A 16853-nucleotide genomic window follows, 5' to 3' on the forward strand; every position below is an offset into this window, starting at 1 on the left:
GGCTCTCGACCTAACGATCAAAAGGACACCCTCATGAAAAAGATCATCGCAGCCACCTGCCTCGCCGGCGCCATTGCCCTGCCGGGGTTGGCCCAGGCCCGGGAAGTGACCCTGACCACCCAGCTCAAGGACTACAGCGGCAATGATGCTTACCTGGCGATCTACGTAACCGACGCCAACGGCCAGTACCAGAAAACCCTGTGGGTGGCCGGCAAGAAGGCCAAGTACTACAAGCACCTGGGCGACTGGGCCCGTGGCAGCGGGATGAACCGGAGCGAGTTTGACGGCGTCAGCGGCGCCAGTGTCGGCAGCGGGAGCACGCTCAAGGTCAGCGTCGAGCTGGCAGACACCCTGATCGATGCCGGGTATCAGATCCGCATCGACAGCGCCGTCGAGGACAAACGTGACGCTCGCGCCGATGTCGGCGTGCCGTTGACGTCCAAGGGCGCCGGCAAGCCGGTAACCGGCAGCACCTATGTCGAGTCCTTTACTTACGATTTGTAGCACTTGCCCTTTCTGGAGGCTGAACATGCTTCGCCAGTCCCATTCCCTGCCCGGCCTGATCGCCGCCCTGTTGGTCATGCTGTTGGCCATCAGCGGCGCGATCCTGTCGGTCGACCCGGCGCTGGAACGCTTGCACAACACCGCCACCGCGGCCGGGCAACTTAACGTCGGCCAACTGGCCGGGCGTGTCGCCAGTCACTTTCCGGGCGTGGAGCAGATCCAGCGCACAGCGTCCGGGACGGTCATCGTCTACTACACCCAGAACGGTCAGGCCGGGGCTGAAACGGTTGACCCACTGACCGGAGAAGGCCTCGCGCCTTATGCACCCTCCGCGTTCACGCGTTGGGTGAAAGAGCTGCACCGCTCGATGTTCCTTGGCACGCCAGGCCATGGAGTGTCGGGAGTCGGCGCGTTGTTCATGCTGATGCTGTCAGTGTCCGGCGCGCTGTTGCTGGCCCGGCGCCTGGGTGGCTGGCGCAACCTGCTGCGGCCACTGCACGGCACCTTCAGCCAGCGCTGGCATGCTGAAGTCGGGCGACTGGCCTTGCTCGGGCTGCTGCTGTCGGCATTGAGCGGGCTTTACATGTCCGCCACCACTTTTGGTTTTATCGCCGACGGCAGTCAGAGTGAACCCGCCTTCCCCGTCCACGTCAGCGCCGGCCCGGCCTTGCCGGTGGCGAACCTGCAAGCCTTGCAGGCCACCGACCTGAATGACCTGCGCGAGCTGGTCTACCCCAGCCCCGGTAACCCGAAGGACGTGTTTTCCCTGCGCACGGCCCAGGGCGACGGCTACGTGGATCAGGCCAGCGGCGCTTTGTTGTCCTATCAGGCACACGACTCGATGCACAACCTCTATGAATTGATCTATCAGCTGCACACCGGTGAAGGCCTGTGGTGGTTGGGCCTGCCGCTTGGGCTCTGTGCCCTCTGTGTGCCGTTGATGAGCGTCACCGGCCTCCTGTTATGGTGGCGCCGCCGCAAGGCGATCCCGAACATCGGCCACAACAGCCCTGCCCACTCTGCCGACAGCGTGATTCTGGTGGGCAGTGAAAACAACAGCACCTGGGGCTTTGCCAAGACCTTGCATGACGCCTTGCACCTGGCCGGACACCGAGTGCATAGCGCGGCGATGAATCAATACGCCAACGACTACCGCAGCGCCCAACGCGTGATCATCCTCACCGCGACCCACGGTGACGGCGACGCGCCAGCCTCGGCTTCGCAGTTCCTGGCGCGGTTGGCCAAAACCGGCCTCAAGCCCGGCCAGCCCTTTGCCGTGCTGGGCTTTGGTGACCGCCAGTTTGCGCAGTTCTGTCAGTTCGCCCATCAGGTGCAGGACGCGATGTTGCAGGCCGGTGGCTTGCCGTTACTGGGGCTGGAAACCGTCAACCGCCAATCCTCTCAGGAATTTGCACGTTGGGGCCACGCGCTGGGCGACGTGCTCAAACATGACCTGACACTGGTCCATGCCCCGCAGCGGCCACAGACCCATCCATTGGAGTTGACAGAGCGCATTGTCTACGGCGAACAGGTGAACGCACCGACACACGTGTTGCGCTTCAAGGCACCCGGCGCGCTGCCGGACTTCTTGGCCGGTGACCTGGTCGGGATTGTGCCTCCGGGCAGTCCGATCCCCCGTTTCTACTCGCTGGCCAGTGGTTCGCAGGACGGCGTGCTGGAAATCTGCGTTCGCAAACACAACGCAGGCGTGTGCTCGGAATTCCTTCATGGCCTGGACATTGGTGCGCAGATAGAAGCGTTTATCCAGCCCAACCCGCAATTTCGCCCGGCGTCGGGCACGCACCCGGTGATCCTGATCGGGGCCGGTACCGGCATCGGTCCATTGGCCGGTTTTATCCGCAACAACAAGGCGCGACACCCAATGCACTTGTATTGGGGCGGGCGCAACCCGGACTCGGATTTTCTCTATGAACCGCAGCTCAATCAGTACCTGGCCGACCGACGCCTGACGGCATTGCGCGCCGCCTTTTCTCAGGTTCAGGACCGCTGTTATGTGCAAGATCGGTTGATCGGCGATGCCCTGACCTTGCGCCGGCTGATTGAAAAAGGTGCCCAGGTGCTGGTGTGTGGCAGTCGCGAAATGGCCAAAGGCGTGATGCAAGCCCTCGATGAAGTGTTGGCACCTCTCAATCTGACTGTGCTGACCCTCAAGGCACAAGGACGCTACCGTGAAGACGTTTACTGAGTTGCAACGCTATAGCCTGAACGGCGAAACGATGGGCACGCGCTACATCGCCCTGTTTTATGCCGGGGCCGGGATCGATACCGACGCAATTGGCCATCGCCTGGCGCGCGCCGTGGCCCGGGTGGACCAGCAAATGTCCACCTGGAAACCCGACTCGGACCTCAACCGCCTCAACACCGCCCCCGAGCAGGAATGGGTATCAGTGCCCCAGGAACTGGCAACGGTGTTGTCTGCGGCACTGCGTGTCAGTCAGCAATCCGGCGGCGCCTTCGACATCGGGGTCGGTGATCTGGTTGATGCCTGGGGGTTCGGCCCCGGGGAGCAGACGGTCACAGAGCAGGCGCTCGCGACGATGCCGCCGCGCACCCGGCTGTCAGCCAGCGCAGCGTTGGTGATTGACCCATTACGTCATCAGGTGCGTAAACGCGCACAGCTGCACCTTGACTTGAATGGCATCGCCAAAGGGTTTGGCGTCGATGAACTGGCCCGTTGCCTGGAAGGTTTGGGCATAACCCGCTACCTGGTCGGCATCGACGGCGAAATGCGCGCCCGGGGCGTCAAACCCGATGGCCAGTGCTGGACCGTAGCGGTGGAAAAACCTAACCGGGGCGTGCGTGAAGTCATGGGCGTGATGGAGCTTGGCGATGCCGCGATCGCGACCTCCGGGGACTACCGACGGTGGGTCGACGTGGCCGGTCAAGCCTATGCCCATACCATGAACCCGGCCACTGGCGCGCCGCTGTGCAACCCGCTCGCCGCCGTCACCGTGGTGGCCGCTTCGTGCATGCTCGCCGATGCCTGGGCCACGGCGCTGATGGTGCTGGGTGAAACCGAAGGCCCACGCTTGGCTCAGGAACGCGGGATGGACGCGTTGTTCGTGCTTCGCGACGGCCAACAATTCAAGGAAATATCCATTGTCGGCGGCCAGTTGCAGGCGCAGATTGAAACCCGTCCGATGTGAACCGCCTAATGACAGTGAGTCGCGCTCAACCATGAAATTCATGCACAGACACACCGAGTCCCACCGCAGTGATCGTATCGGCTGGCTGCGCGCCGCCGTCCTTGGGGCCAACGACGGAATTGTCTCCACCGCCAGCCTGCTGATCGGCGTCGCCGCCGCCAACGCCAGCCACGCCACGTTGCTGGTCACGGGCATGGCGGGGCTGATGGCCGGCGCCATGTCCATGGCGGCAGGCGAGTACATCTCCGTGCACTCCCAGGCCGATACCGAGCACGCCGACTTGTCCCGCGAACGTGCCGAGCTCGCCAGTGACCCGAAAGCCGAACACATCGAGCTCGCCAACATCTACATGCACCGTGGCGTATCACCCGAACTGGCGCATCAGGTGGCCGATCAATTGATGGCCCATGACGCACTGGGCTCTCACGCCCGGGACGAACTGGGTATCAGCGCCACCCTTACCGCCAAACCCTTACAGGCCGCCCTGGCCTCCGCCGCCAGCTTTGTGGTGGGTGCCGCCCTGCCCCTGGCGGTGACGTTTGTCGCGCCGGAGCACAGCGTGGTGCCCTGGATATCGGGCATGTCATTGGTGTTTCTCGGGACACTGGGCGCCATTGCCGCCAGGGCCGGCGGCGCCAAGGTCATCACCGGTGCCTGGCGGGTGACCTTCTGGGGGGCGCTGGCCATGGGGATTACGGCGCTGGTGGGGCACTTGTTTGGCGCCGTGGTCTAGCTCACGTCCGTTCCCGCAAAAAACAAAGGGCGCCCCTTAATGAAAAGGGGCGCCCTTTTTACGCTGCCAACCTATACCACGCCGACGAAATCGCTCGCAGTGAGGGCCACATGCCCGACCAGATCAATCTGGAAGTCGGCGCCATTGCCGCTGTTCACATTGCCCTCCACATAGGTGTGATCGACCCCGCCGACATTGACGAAGTGGTACTTCAATTGCGCCTGGTTGTTGAACTCGTTGCCGGTGCCGTTCCACTCGCCGAGGAAGGTGAAGTCCTGATTACCGGCGGAACCTGCGCCGGAGGTCCGGGCATCCATCAGCGACAGATCGATAAGGTCTTGCCCTTGGGTAAAGTCGGTAATTGCATCTCGGGTAAGGGTTGACGTGCCTGAATCCCCAATGGCCGAGAAGACAAACAGGTCATTGCCCGCTCCACCGGTCAGGGTGTCCCGGTTCGCTCCACCGAACAAAGTATCGTTGCCACCGCCACCGCCGAGCGTGTCATTGCCTCCCAGGCCTGTCAGCACGTTAGCGCCACCGTCACCGGTCAGGATATTGGCACCGCTGCTGCCGATCACATTCTCGATACCCGTCAAGGTGTCATTGCCGGTTTGCGAACTGCTGGCAAGGCCGGTGAGCAGATTGACCGATGCGTTGGCCGAGGTCCCCGACAGGTCGTAGGTATCGGTGTCGCCACCGCCGTCGTAGCTGTCGTTGCCGTCATTGACCGACGCCCGGAAGGTGTCGTTGCCAAGCCCACCGAACAGACTGTCCGCACCTTGCCCGCCAATCAACGTATCGTCGCCGCTGCCACCGTTGATCCAGTCATTACCGCCCTGGCCTTGCAACAGGTTGCTGACGCCATCGCCCTGGATGTGATCGTCACCCGAACTGCCGGTGACGTTCTCGATGCCGGTCAGACTGTCGCTGCCAGTCTGAGTGCTGGTTGACGTACCCGCGATCAAATCGACCGTGGCTGGCGCCGATGTGGCCGACAAATCGTAGGTGTCGACATCCGCACCACCGTCATAGTGGTCGTTGCCATCGTTCAAGGAGGCCAGCAGCGTATCGTTGCCGGCGTCCCCGAACACCGTGTCGTTACCCGTCAAGCCAGTGAGCTGGTTGTTGCCGCTGTTGCCATTGATAACGTTGTCCAGTGCGTTACCGATGCCGTTGATGTTGTTCGACCCCAGCAAGGTCAGGTTTTCGACGTTGGCGCCCAGGGTGTAGCTGACCGACGACATGACCGTGTCGTTGCCTTCGTTAAGGTTCTCCTGAACCACATCGCCATTGGCATCGACCATATAGACGTCGTTGCCGGTATTGCCGCGCATTGTGTCGTTGCCCGTGCCGCCGTCCAGCACGTCGGAGCCCAAGCCACCGTTGAGGATGTCATTGCCCGAGTAGCCCATCAGGATGTCCTGAAAGTTGGTGCCATTGAGCGTGTTGTTGAAGAAGTTGGTGCCCTCGATCAAGCGCCCGACTGCCTCCGACGGGGCCGACGTCAGCTGTTCCACCGTGCCGCTGTCATCGGTGTAGGTGGTGATCACTCGCAATTGCTGGCCGAACTGCGCCGAGGTGGGTGCGAAGGTCGACGCATTGGCCCCGGTTATGCTCAGCCAGGCGGCGCCCACCAGCGCTTGCCACTGATAGGAGAACCCGCTTGGTCCAGGCAAGCCGTCGGCGTCCTGGATGGCCGAGGTGTTGGCCGTCAGCCGGTATTGGGCAGGCACCGGACGACTTGGCGTGGTCGGCGCAGTGGCATAGCCCGACAGCGCCACATTCCCGGTCGGCAGATGATTGGTGATGCTCAGGTTGACCGTGCGGTCGGCGAAGCCCAGTTTCTCCACGCCAACCACAATGTCGCTGCCATCGCGGCCCGCCACGCTGTCGGTGATCTTGAAGGCGGTGATAAGGCCCTGATATTGAGTCAAAAAGTTGATCCTCTGAATCGTGTATTCCGACCGGTTTCCCGTAAACAACGCCATGTCCGACAGGCCCGCCGTACCACCGTCACCGACCGTGACGCTATCGGCGAGATCGGCAGGATTGGAACTCGCGACCCCATTGCGCCACAAACGGGTGATTTGGCTACCGCCCAGTTCCAGATTCTCGAAAGTGGCCGACTTCAGCATCTCGGTGAAGTGCTTGTCGAAGCCAGGCCCCGCCGCGTCCAGCAGACCGTTAGTGCCGATAAATCCGGCAGCACGGTAGCTGGCGCCATCCTGGTAATTGTCGTAGCCACCGGCGTACGTGCCGATCAGGCTGTCCAGACGGATACCGTCACCCACGATCACGTCGTTGCCAATGCCGCCGACCAGCTTGTCATTGCCGCTGCCGCCAATCAGCCAGTTGGCGCTCGCATCGCCCAGGACAGTGTCATTGTTCTGGCTGGCAATGACCCCTTCAATGCCAACCCACGCCGGAAAAGGTGTGGTCAGGTCGATCGCCACCGCCGGGTTCTGCTGGGTCGAAAAATCGATCGTAAGGCCTTGGGGGGCCTTGGCATGGTCGCTGAAGTCGATCAAGTCGAATCCAATGCCCTTGCCATCGTTGCCCAGGTCGGTCTTGCCGTCACCACCCAGTACTTCGTCCGGCCCACCGCCCATGGCTTGGGAGAAGGCCCCCGGGCGCAGGATATCGTCGCCATCGAGGCCGCCCGAAACATCCTGGTCGTCGCCGCCGATGATCAGGTCGTCGCCGCCGTCGCCCCACAGCAGATCACCACCGGCACCGCCGTCAAGGATGTCGTTGCCATCGCCACCGTGGGTGAAGGGATCGGTATCGCCTTCGCCGAACAGGAAGTCGTCTCCCGACTCCCCCGACAGCTTGTCGATGCCCACTCCGCTGTGGAGGATGTCATTGCCTTCGCCGCCAATAATCTGGTCGATTCCCGCCGCTGCCGTGGCGGATTGTTCGCCGCTCAAGTAGTCGTCACCGGCGCCGCCATCCAGCAGATCGCCGCCATCGCCGCCGTAGATGCGGTCGTTACCATCACCACCGTACAGGCGGTCGATACCGTTGCCGCCGTAGATAATATCGTTACCGCCTTCGCCATAGACCGTATCGTCACCGCCCCAGGCGTAAATCAGGTCGTTACTGTCGCTGGCCACTATTACCTCGTGGGACTCGGCACCGCTGTTCAGCGTGCCGTCGAGATTTACCCCTCCATTGATCGCCGTGGTGCCAGAGGTCGCGGCGCTGTCTTCGACACGGAAGTCACGGATGTACTGCACGCCATTGACGGTCACGATGTCGCCGTTGTTGGTGGTGGCATTGCCCCGAGTGGAATAAATGCCAAGAGACTGATGACCAATCACCGTGATGCCATCGGCGGCGTAGAGGGGATGAGCATCCTCGTAAGCCTTGATCGCATCGGCGTACTTGTGCTCGGTCTTGGCATTGGCGACCTCGTTCTGCGCCAGGTCGTAGTACTTGTCGGCATAGGCGAAAACGCTGCCATTGAGGTGCTCGGCGCCGGTGTTGCGCTCGACGATGTCCTTGAACTGTTCATTGACGATGCCCTCTCCCATCTGCAACTGGTCCAGTCGATAGAGGTAGTAAAAGCGGTCGCCGTTCATCAGTCGGCTGATCTGGTCGACAAACACCGTGTCGAAGGTTTCACCCAGAATGCCCCCGGTGACGTGCACCTCCGCCAGACCGCCCAACCAGGTGTCGATGTGTTGAAAGCCGTCGACGCCATAGCTGCCTGCGTCAGCGGGGCTGTTGAAGGTGTTGTTGAGGAAGTCCAGTGCCTGGTTGTACGTATACCCTTGGGCTTCGATGCTGCCCTCGGCGATCTTGCCGTTTTCCAGACCGATCAGCGCGGCGGCGCGTGCGACGTTGCCGTCGAACGAATAAGCCGCAATGAAATTCACCAGGTTGTCCGGGTGGATCATGTTGGCGCCAAAGTCGGCCCAACTGCTGTATTCGCTCAGGCCAATGGCGGCGCGGAACTCATTGAGTGTGGGGATGCCAACGTCGCGGCCACGGGCGATGTTGATCGCGGCCAGGTCCAGCGGCTGGCCGAGCAGGCCCTGGTTCAGCGCTGGCGTGACGAATTCGTCAACCTCGTTGGCCTGTTGGTGGGTCATGCCCAGGGCGATGGCGGCCGCGCCCTTTTGCGCAAACAGCTCAGGCGTGAGGAATGCTCGCTCGAGTGCAACGCGCATCACACTGCCGGTGATGCCTCCCGACGGGTCGATCAGGTCGATTGATTCGCGCAAGGTGCTGTGGCCGAAGCGGTAGGCCACTTGAGAGAAGTCCAGGCTCACATCGGCTTGTTCGCCGCTGTTGTAGCCCACGAATTCGGCGATGTTGGGTGTGATGGTTCGGGCGAATTGGTCCACCGCCGTATGCTGATACTCCATCTCGACCGTGATTTTGGCTGCATTGAACAGTTTGGTATCGTCCCAGGCGATGGCACCACCGGCGTAAACGTAATTGCCTTGGGCATCTTCGTAGTGATTGCCGATCACGCTCACACCGGCCGCCACGACATCTGTCGCCTGGGTGAGCACCGAGACCTGCCACTCATGCAGCAGGTCATGGTTGTATGTACCCGCTTGATCGAGCCGCTCTTGTCGCAAGTCCTCGACCGCAACGGCATCCTGAATGTTGCGCACCTGGAAGTTGTGCTCTTCGTGCCACACATGGTGTACCGCGGTCAGACCGATGTTCTCGTTCACTCGGCCGTCACCGGCAATGTAGTGATCGCCCACCGCCGCCATCAGCAGCTCGCCGACGGCGGCGTGCACTGCTGGAGTGAGTGCGATCACTGTAGGGCCCACCTGCATCGATGTCTTGATGCTGAAGTCGCTGAAGTTCACCCACAGCGCCAACGCGCTGGCTCCCGTCAGCGTCACCGCCGGTGATCCCGGGCCCATGGCGCCGGCCGGCAGTTTCAGTTCCAGGTGTCCATCATTGGGGCCCGCACCGTCGACATAGGCGAACTCATAACCGGCGCCCAACGCCTGCGCAGCGTCACGAAGGGTCGCAATATTGGCCAGGAAATCAGTCGCAGCCTCGGGGTTCAACGGGTTTTTGAAGTGCGCCTCGTCGAAGCGCGGGTTCATATCAAGAATCAGCGCCTGGCCAGAGTTACCGGCCTCTGCTCCGGTTTCCACGTTGCCAGCCGCATCGCGATTGCGCAGGTCGAGCACATCTTCCCAGGTCAAGTCAGCACGTTGGGTGAGCATCAGGTGCGCACGTAGCTCGTTCAGCGTAGGCAGCGTGGCGTGAGTGGTTTCGCCAAACGCATTCTTCCAGGCGACCGACGTGTTGCCGTCCAGCATTTGGGCGCCGGCGTGGTAAGTGATACCGCCATCGGTGGACACCCACGCTCGCAACAGGTCGGTGACTTCCTGGTCGGAGCCGTAGGTCTGGCTCTGATCAATATAAGGCGATGTGTGGTTGTTCCATTGCGGCGTTCCTTCAGCGGTGAAGCCGCTCACATCCGCGCGGGAAATCACGATCTTGGTGGCAGGCTGGCCGGTGGTGGGGTTGATCACGCCATAGAGCGGATCGTCCGGGGACAAGTTGATCGTGATCTTGGTGCCGTCCGCGCCCTTGCCGATGAAATCGAGGCCGTGATCGAAAAACTGGCCGAACAGGACGAACCAGCCATTGACCGGTGACACACCAGGGTTCTGTGCGCCAATGAAATACTCATCATTTTGCACAGACGAATAGGCTTGAACGTTGGCGCCGGTCAGCGGGTCAGTGACCGGCTCGCCATTGCCATCCAGTTGCCAGACCGGATTGCCGCTGGCATCAAACTGCAAGTCATAGCCGCGTTGGGCGTCTTGCTGGCCGAGGGCTTCCAGCATGCCGTAGTCAGCAACCTGGGTGAAACCATTGACGTCCTTGACGAGGTGAGTGCTATCGGGCTCCGTCTGGAAGGTGACATCTGCCGTGGTGACCAACCGACTGATCATGCGCGGCGTGTAATCCACAACGTCGTGAGCGGGAGACGCCTCGTTGATCGGCGTCCCGAGGTTGTCGCCTTGCTTGGTGTAGTCGGCCGCGGCCGTGTTGGGACTGGTTGTAAACGTGTTGGCGTAGAACGCGTTGGGGTCGCTGCCAAGCCCAGCCATGGGCTTTACGTACTGATCGAACGCCACCGCCATGCGTTGCAGAAAGGGCTGGTCGGCTGATCCCCAACTGGCATTGACCAGGTACAGGTTGTTGTTCAGCCCCGACAGATCGCGCAGGCCCTGAGAGGCCGTCACCGATGCATATGAGTGGCCATACATCGCAAGATTACTGTCAATCTGGGTCTGGCTCAGGGTCGTGCTGCCCGGATCGTAGATTAACCGGTGTTGCGAATCGTATATCGCACTCGACCCGCTCCAATCGATGATCGCATTGCCATCCGCATCGAAGAGTGGACGAAATCCAATTTGACTCCTCATGAAATCCAGATCGGAAAAATTGAATCGAAAAGGCTTCAAAATATAGCGCGTGGCCATGATATTTCACCTGTCAAATTAGGTTTCAAACTTCAGATCTGTCATGACTGGCCTGGCCTTGATCCCAACCTTGAGGGCAGCCCGTAAGCGAGTGAGTCCAAATCGCTTTTTTCGTCACCTAAAGCATCGGGGAGGCCAACGAAAACCGATAGATGCGAAGGTCCAATCAAGAATCGGGACCTTCGTCGCAGGCGCACACTCGACTTTGGTCGCCCCTGAAGAGTGAATCGCCCCAGATTGGACAGGTCGCTACACGCCCTGCAACAGGCCGTCGCCTGTTGCACCGAATGTCCATCTATAGTGAGGCTGTTCGTATAGGCAGTTGGACCATGGCACTCTGCGGTTGATGCACTGTTTTACCACCCACGGCGAGCAATGATTGGGGAATTGAAGCAATGGCGAATGACTCAAACGCCCACTCGGAAAGAGAGACATTTATCGCCGAACAGGGTGAGACGCCGGATGGCCCGATACCGGTCTCCGATAGTGGTCGGCATGCCAACCTGCGCAGCCGACTGATGGATCAGATACGCAAGCTAAGCCGCTCCACGCAGTTCGTGATGGTCGCCGCACTAATCCTGGGGCTTACCATGTTTTTTGTCGGCGAGCTGGTCAGTGAGCGCATAGAAAGGGCCGCCGTACAAAGCGCGGCGGAAGCCGGCGCCCACTACATGGAGGCGTTTCTGGAGCCCTATGTGCAGGAGATGAGTCGCGACAACATCCTCTCGCCGCAAAGCGTCGGCTCCCTGGACCGCTTGATGGACAGCCGTTCGCTGAAACGGCACATCGTCTCCATCAAAATTTGGCGACCGGACGGCACGGTGGTCTATAGCACGGACAAATCCATCACTAATCGCAAGTTTCCGATGGAAGAAATTGCCCATGCACTCAAAGGTAACGTGGTGACCGACCTTGAGGACCTGACGCAGGAAGAGAACGAATTCGAGCGAAACATGAATGTGCCTCTCTATGAGATTTATGCACCGTTGCGCGAGATTTCCACGGGAAAAATCATCGCCGTAGGCGAGTTTTATGAAAAGGCCGACAGCCTGGAACAGGAGATCAAACGCGTCCGCCAGCAAGTATGGATGGTGGTTGGTGCCGCGACCATGGCGATGCTGACGCTGCTGTTCTTCCTGGTGCGAGGCGGTGACAAAATCATTCAACGCCAGCAGGTGGCCTTGCGAATGAGGTTGCAGGAACAAAACCGGTTGCATGATCACAACGCCACGCTCCAGCACAAGATGAGCACCGCGACCCAAGAGTTCTCACGGATTAACGAACTGACACTGCGCCGCATCGGTGCAGACCTGCATGACGGCCCGGCGCAGCTGTTGACCTTGATTCTGATCCGCCTCGATGACCTGGCCGAGACTTGCACGGCGGTCGATCAGGAGACAATGGAAACCATTCGCGGCGCAGCGACCGATGCCCTGCGTGAGGTCAGAGAGCTATCGCGGGGTCTGGCGCTTCCAGAGATAAACAACCTTAGCCTGCAGGATGAATTGCACCTGGTGGCACAGCGACACCAACAACGCACCGGCACCAAAGTCAAAGTCACGCTGGGGGCGTTACCCGAGGACGCGCCGCTGCCCTTCAAACTGTGTCTTTACCGGTTTGTGCAGGAGACCCTCAACAACGCCTACCGTCATGCCCGGGGCCAAGGCCAGGCCATCAGCGCGGACTACATGGACGGCCTGCTTCACATCAGCGTCAAAGATAGCGGGCCGGGTATGTCGGCTGACGCCATGATGGTCGACACAGCCGGCAGAACTCGACTGGGGCTCGCCGGTTTGCGCAACCGCGTTGAATCCTTGGGGGGACTGTTCAGCATCGATTCATCCGCCGACGGCACTGCGGTGAATGCACAGTTCAAGCTTTAGCCATGGGCTACCTTACATATCCATGTGATTACTCACTGCCCCGATGTGCAGGCGACCGACGGCCTCGCGCTCCCAATAGCGCCGCAGGGCTGTGACGGCCTCGACACGGTTGCGCACATGAAGCTTCTGCATCACGCAGGTCATGTAGTACTTCACGGTTTTTTCGCTGATCAAAAGCTTTGAAGCCACTTCCTTATTGGTCAGGCCCATTGATACTTCACGAATGATCTGCTCCTCCCGGTGGGTGAGGTCGATCTTACGGACTTCGGCTTCATGCTTTTTGAAGTTGCTCAGGAGCTTTTGCGCAAAGTCCGGGGTGATGTACGTTTCGCCCCTGGAGATCGAGCGTATCGCAAGAACCAGGTCCGGACCGCTGATCCCTTTCAATACATAACCGCGTGCCCCCGCTTCGAGCGCTGAGTAGGCGTCATCTTCGGACTCGGACACCGTGAGCATCAGGACTTTCACACCCGAAAGCTGAGTGGAGATGTAACGAACGGCAGCAAACACATCGCCCGGCATATTGACGTCCATCAGCATCACGTCCGGTCTCAAGCGCAGTGCGATGTCCTGGGCTTCGTTCGCAGTGCTCCCCTGCTCTACGACTTGCAAATCCGTTCTCTTCCTCAGTGTGTTGGCAACTCCCTCACGCAACATCGGGTGGTCGTCGACAATGCCGATCCGAATGAAAGGGTTCATGACACGCTCCTGAAATGGTCAAGCATTCGTACTCCCATTGATTAATAGCAGGTAACCCCGGCGAACGCTGTGCACTGATCGAATGGGCGAACACCTCGGTGCCACAAATTAGACTTAGGTCGCACGAAATTAGTCCGCCAAGAAGCAACTTTCATCACTATCTACCGAAAGAAAATACGCAACCTGTTGTTCTTAAACACCGTCAAACACGTCAAAAAAACATTGACGCGTAAAAACCGGGTCGGCGCGTCATCCGACCAACCGTCGTCCCCCTACGCTGAGGTACATACACCGACAGCAATGGACCTTCCGATGGACAAGAAAAACCAGCAGCGATCCGAGTTTGCCGAGGTGTTTTTTCGGCTGCGCCACACGTTCTACTCGCTGGCCGGATTCAGCGGTGTCATCAACGTGCTAATGCTGGCGCCGGCCATCTACATGCTGCAGGTGTATGACCGGGCGCTGGTCAGCAGCAACCTCACCACGCTGCTGATGCTGACCCTGCTGATGATCGGTCTGTACACCTTGCTGGCCATGCTGGAAGTGGTGCGCACTCGCGTAATGATCCGGGTCGGCAACCGACTGGACATGGCCCTGAACCGGCGTGTCTTTACCGCCGCTTTCGAGCGCAACCTGCAGCGTGCTGGCGGCAACCCGGCGCAAGCCCTGCAAGACCTCGCGCAAGTACGCCAGTTTCTTACCGGCAACGGCCTGTTTGCGTTCTTCGATGCGCCGTGGACGCCCATTTACCTATTCGTCGCCTACCTGATCCACCCCTTGCTCGGGATCGTCACCCTGTGCGGCTCGCTGATTCTGGTATCCCTGACCTGGCTCACTGAAATCGCCACCAAAAAGCCGTTGAACGAAGCGAATCTGGCGTCACAGATCTCGGGCACTTTCGCCAACAACAATCTGCGCAACGCCGAAGTCATCGAGGCCATGGGCATGCTGCCGGCGATCACCCGGCGCTGGTTCGGCAGCCACCTGCGGATTCTCGAAATGCAGACCCTGGCGTCCGACCGCGCGGCCTATATCAGCGGCCTCGCGCGTTTCGTGCGGATCACCCTGCAATCGCTGATCCTCGGCACTGGTGCCCTGCTGGCGATCGAAGGTTCAATCACCCCCGGCATGATGATCGCCAGCTCGATCCTCAGCGGCCGCGCGCTGGCACCCGTGGAGCAACTGATCGGCAGCTGGAAGCAATTGCTGACCAGCCGCCGCGCCTGGGCGCGGCTCAAGCAACTGCTGCAAGATTTTCCGCCCCGAGCCGATGCGATGAAGCTGCAACGGCCCCTGGGCATGCTCTCGGTGGAGCACTTGCACGCCGGGGCGCCGGGCATGAGCCAATCGATCCTTCGCGGGCCGCACTTCAACCTGTCGCCGGGTGAATCACTGGGCATCATCGGCCCGTCCGCGTCGGGCAAATCAACCCTGGCACGGCTGCTGGTGGGCATCTGGCCGGCGCAAAGCGGCAAAGTGAGGCTCGACGGTGTGGACGTCTACCTGTGGAACAAGGAAGAGCTCGGCCCCTGGGTCGGTTACCTGCCCCAGGACGTGGAATTGTTCGAAGGCACTATTGCCGACAATATCGCCCGCTTCGGCGCAGTCGACAGTGATGCCGTGATCGTGGCAGCCAAGCGGGCCGGCGTGCACGACATGATCCTGCGCTTTGCCCATGGTTATGACACGCCCCTGGATGTGGACGGCAACCCGCTGTCCGGTGGACAGCGCCAACGCATCGGCCTGGCTCGTGCGCTGTATGGCGAGCCGTCGATCATCGTGCTGGATGAGCCGAACGCCAACCTCGACGACGCCGGGGAAAAAGCCCTGATCGAGGTGCTTGAAGACCTCAAGTCCAGGGGCTGCACCACGGTGCTGATCAGCCACCGCCCGAGCATCCTCGGCACCGTCGATAAAGTCCTGATGCTGCGTGAAGGCAGCACACAATTGTTCGGCCCCCGGGATGAAGTGTTCGCGGCGTTGCGCCAGACCAGCGTGCTGCCGTCGGTGGGCGCTCCAACCCTGTCAGCCGTTCGCGGGAGAGAATAAATGGGCGCCTTGAGTCTTGATCCGCGAGGCCAGGAATTGGTGCGCGCGGCAGCCAGTATCGATGTCGACGACCTTCGCCCCGCACGTTGGGGCGTGCTGCTGGTGATCCTCGGCTTTGGCGGATTTCTGCTCTGGTCCTGGCTGGCCCCGCTGGACGCCGGCATCGTCGCCACCGCCACAGTCAAGGTCACCAGCAACCGCAAAGCCATCCAGCACATCACCGGCGGCAGTGTCGACGCGATTCTAGTGCGTGAAGGCGACAGCGTCAGCAAGGATCAGGAATTGGTGCGGCTCGACGCCACCCAGGCACTCTCGGAACAAGGGGTGGTGAACGCGCAGTACATCGCCACCAAAGCCATGGAAAACCGCCTGGAAGCCGAACGCGATGGCGCCGCCGACGTGGTTTTCGACCCCGCCATGTTGCAGCGCTATGCCGGCAACGATCACCTGAAAGACGCCATCAACCTGCAACGTCATCTGTTTGCCACGCGCCGCACCAGCCTTGAGGGCGAGATCGGCATCTTGCGCGAGTCGCTCAACTCCGCCGAGGCGCAGATCAAGGGTTTGCAGCACATCTTCAGTGCCCGTTCGGCTCAGATAGGGTTTCTCAATCAGGAGCTGGTCGGGGTCCGCCAACTCGCCGCCGAAGGCTACGTGCCCCGCAACCGCATGCTGGAGCTCGAACGCACCGGTTCGGACTTGAACGCCTCGCAGGCCGACAACCTCAACAACATTGCCAGGGCGCGGGGCCAAGTCGCCGACATCAAGCTGCGCATCCTGCAACGCGAGTACGACTACCGCAAGGAAGTGCAGTCGCTACTGGCTGATGTGCAGAAGGAAAACAGTGCCCTCACCGACCGTTTGCAGGCCCTGGATTATCAGGTCCGGCACACGGTAATCCGCTCGCCCATCGACGGCATGGTCCAGGGCCTGAACGTGTCGACCATCGGCGGCGTGATCGCGCCCGGTTTCAAGATCATGGAGATCGTGCCGGCCCACGAACCGTTGCAGATCGACGCGATGGTGCCGGTGCAAGCCATCGACCGGATGACGCCAGGCCTGCCGGTGACCATCTCGTTCCCCGCGTTCAATCACGTGCAGACACCGAACATTCCGGGCCAGGTGCTGACCATTTCCGCCGACCGCCTGGTCAGCGACGACAACAAACAGCCCTACTATTTGGCACAGATCGAAGTGACGCCCGCCGGCATGGCCCTGCTCGGCAGCAATCACATCCGCGCGGGCATGCCCGCGTCAGTCACCATCAAGACCGGTGAGCGCAACATGCTCAGCTACCTGTTGAAGCCGCTGCTGGACCGCGTCAACAGTGCGTTCAAGGAGCAATGAC

9 protein-coding genes are annotated in these 16853 nt (G+C 60.7%); 7 read left to right on the forward strand and 2 right to left on the reverse strand.

The window, feature by feature from the left end:
• Positions 1 to 33: 33 nt before the first annotated feature.
• Genes UB23_RS06050 through UB23_RS06065 form a run of 4 tightly spaced genes read left to right on the forward strand, consistent with a single transcriptional unit; the run spans position 34 to position 4404 of the window.
• Positions 34 to 504 carry a DUF2271 domain-containing protein gene (locus tag UB23_RS06050; protein WP_045058420.1) on the forward strand — a complete coding sequence of 157 codons (471 nt, stop codon included), beginning with the start codon at positions 34 to 36 and terminating at the stop codon, positions 502 to 504.
• Between the two features lie 25 nt (positions 505 to 529).
• Positions 530 to 2710 (forward strand): PepSY domain-containing protein, encoded by a 2181-nt coding sequence (locus UB23_RS06055; protein WP_045058421.1) that lies wholly within the window; start codon positions 530 to 532, stop codon positions 2708 to 2710.
• Positions 2694 to 3671, forward strand: a complete 978-nt coding sequence (locus UB23_RS06060; RefSeq protein WP_236695839.1) for an FAD:protein FMN transferase — start codon at positions 2694 to 2696, stop codon at positions 3669 to 3671. Before UB23_RS06055 ends, UB23_RS06060 begins: the two co-directional genes overlap by 17 nt.
• Positions 3672 to 3702: 31 nt before the next feature.
• Positions 3703 to 4404, forward strand: a complete 702-nt coding sequence (locus UB23_RS06065) for a VIT1/CCC1 transporter family protein (protein WP_045058422.1) — start codon at positions 3703 to 3705, stop codon at positions 4402 to 4404.
• Positions 4405 to 4475: 71 nt separating this feature from the next.
• Here UB23_RS06065 and UB23_RS06070 read toward each other — a convergent pair whose 3' ends face one another.
• Positions 4476 to 10658, reverse strand: coding sequence for a peroxidase family protein (locus UB23_RS06070; protein ID WP_201777868.1), 6183 nt, complete (start codon positions 10656 to 10658; stop codon positions 4476 to 4478).
• Between the two features lie 611 nt (positions 10659 to 11269).
• On the opposite strand from UB23_RS06070, the gene UB23_RS06075 reads away from it, so the two are divergent.
• Positions 11270 to 12757, forward strand: a complete 1488-nt coding sequence (locus UB23_RS06075; protein WP_045058424.1) for a sensor histidine kinase — start codon at positions 11270 to 11272, stop codon at positions 12755 to 12757.
• 12 nt (positions 12758 to 12769) lie between these two features.
• On the opposite strand, the gene UB23_RS06080 is transcribed toward UB23_RS06075, so the two are convergent.
• Positions 12770 to 13456 (reverse strand): response regulator, encoded by a 687-nt coding sequence (locus UB23_RS06080; protein WP_045058425.1) that lies wholly within the window; start codon positions 13454 to 13456, stop codon positions 12770 to 12772.
• Between the two features lie 312 nt (positions 13457 to 13768).
• On the opposite strand from UB23_RS06080, the gene UB23_RS06085 reads away from it, so the two are divergent.
• A complete protein-coding gene (locus UB23_RS06085; RefSeq protein ID WP_045058426.1) occupies positions 13769 to 15505 on the forward strand; it encodes a type I secretion system permease/ATPase in 1737 nt (578 codons plus the stop codon).
• A complete protein-coding gene (locus tag UB23_RS06090) occupies positions 15506 to 16852 on the forward strand; it encodes an HlyD family type I secretion periplasmic adaptor subunit (RefSeq protein WP_045058427.1) in 1347 nt (448 codons plus the stop codon).
• Position 16853: the final 1 nt, after the last annotated feature.

The organism is Pseudomonas sp. ES3-33 (assembly GCF_000952175.1).
In the GTDB taxonomy this organism is placed as follows: Bacteria; Pseudomonadota; Gammaproteobacteria; order Pseudomonadales; family Pseudomonadaceae; genus Aquipseudomonas; species Aquipseudomonas gregormendelii.

Excerpts from the sequence above, each read along its gene's own strand:
- UB23_RS06080 (WP_045058425.1), bottom strand. The coding sequence starts at position 13,456 with ATGAACCCTTTCATTCGGATCGGCATTGTCGACGACCACCCGATGTTG.
- UB23_RS06075 (WP_045058424.1), top strand. The coding sequence starts at position 11,270 with ATGGCGAATGACTCAAACGCCCACTCGGAAAGAGAGACATTTATCGCC.
- UB23_RS06070 (WP_201777868.1), bottom strand. The coding sequence starts at position 10,658 with ATGTATGGCCACTCATATGCATCGGTGACGGCCTCTCAGGGCCTGCGC.
- UB23_RS06065 (WP_045058422.1), top strand. The coding sequence starts at position 3,703 with ATGAAATTCATGCACAGACACACCGAGTCCCACCGCAGTGATCGTATC.
- UB23_RS06050 (WP_045058420.1), top strand. The coding sequence starts at position 34 with ATGAAAAAGATCATCGCAGCCACCTGCCTCGCCGGCGCCATTGCCCTG.
- UB23_RS06085 (WP_045058426.1), top strand. The coding sequence starts at position 13,769 with ATGGACAAGAAAAACCAGCAGCGATCCGAGTTTGCCGAGGTGTTTTTT.
- UB23_RS06055 (WP_045058421.1), top strand. The coding sequence starts at position 530 with ATGCTTCGCCAGTCCCATTCCCTGCCCGGCCTGATCGCCGCCCTGTTG.
- UB23_RS06090 (WP_045058427.1), top strand. The coding sequence starts at position 15,506 with ATGGGCGCCTTGAGTCTTGATCCGCGAGGCCAGGAATTGGTGCGCGCG.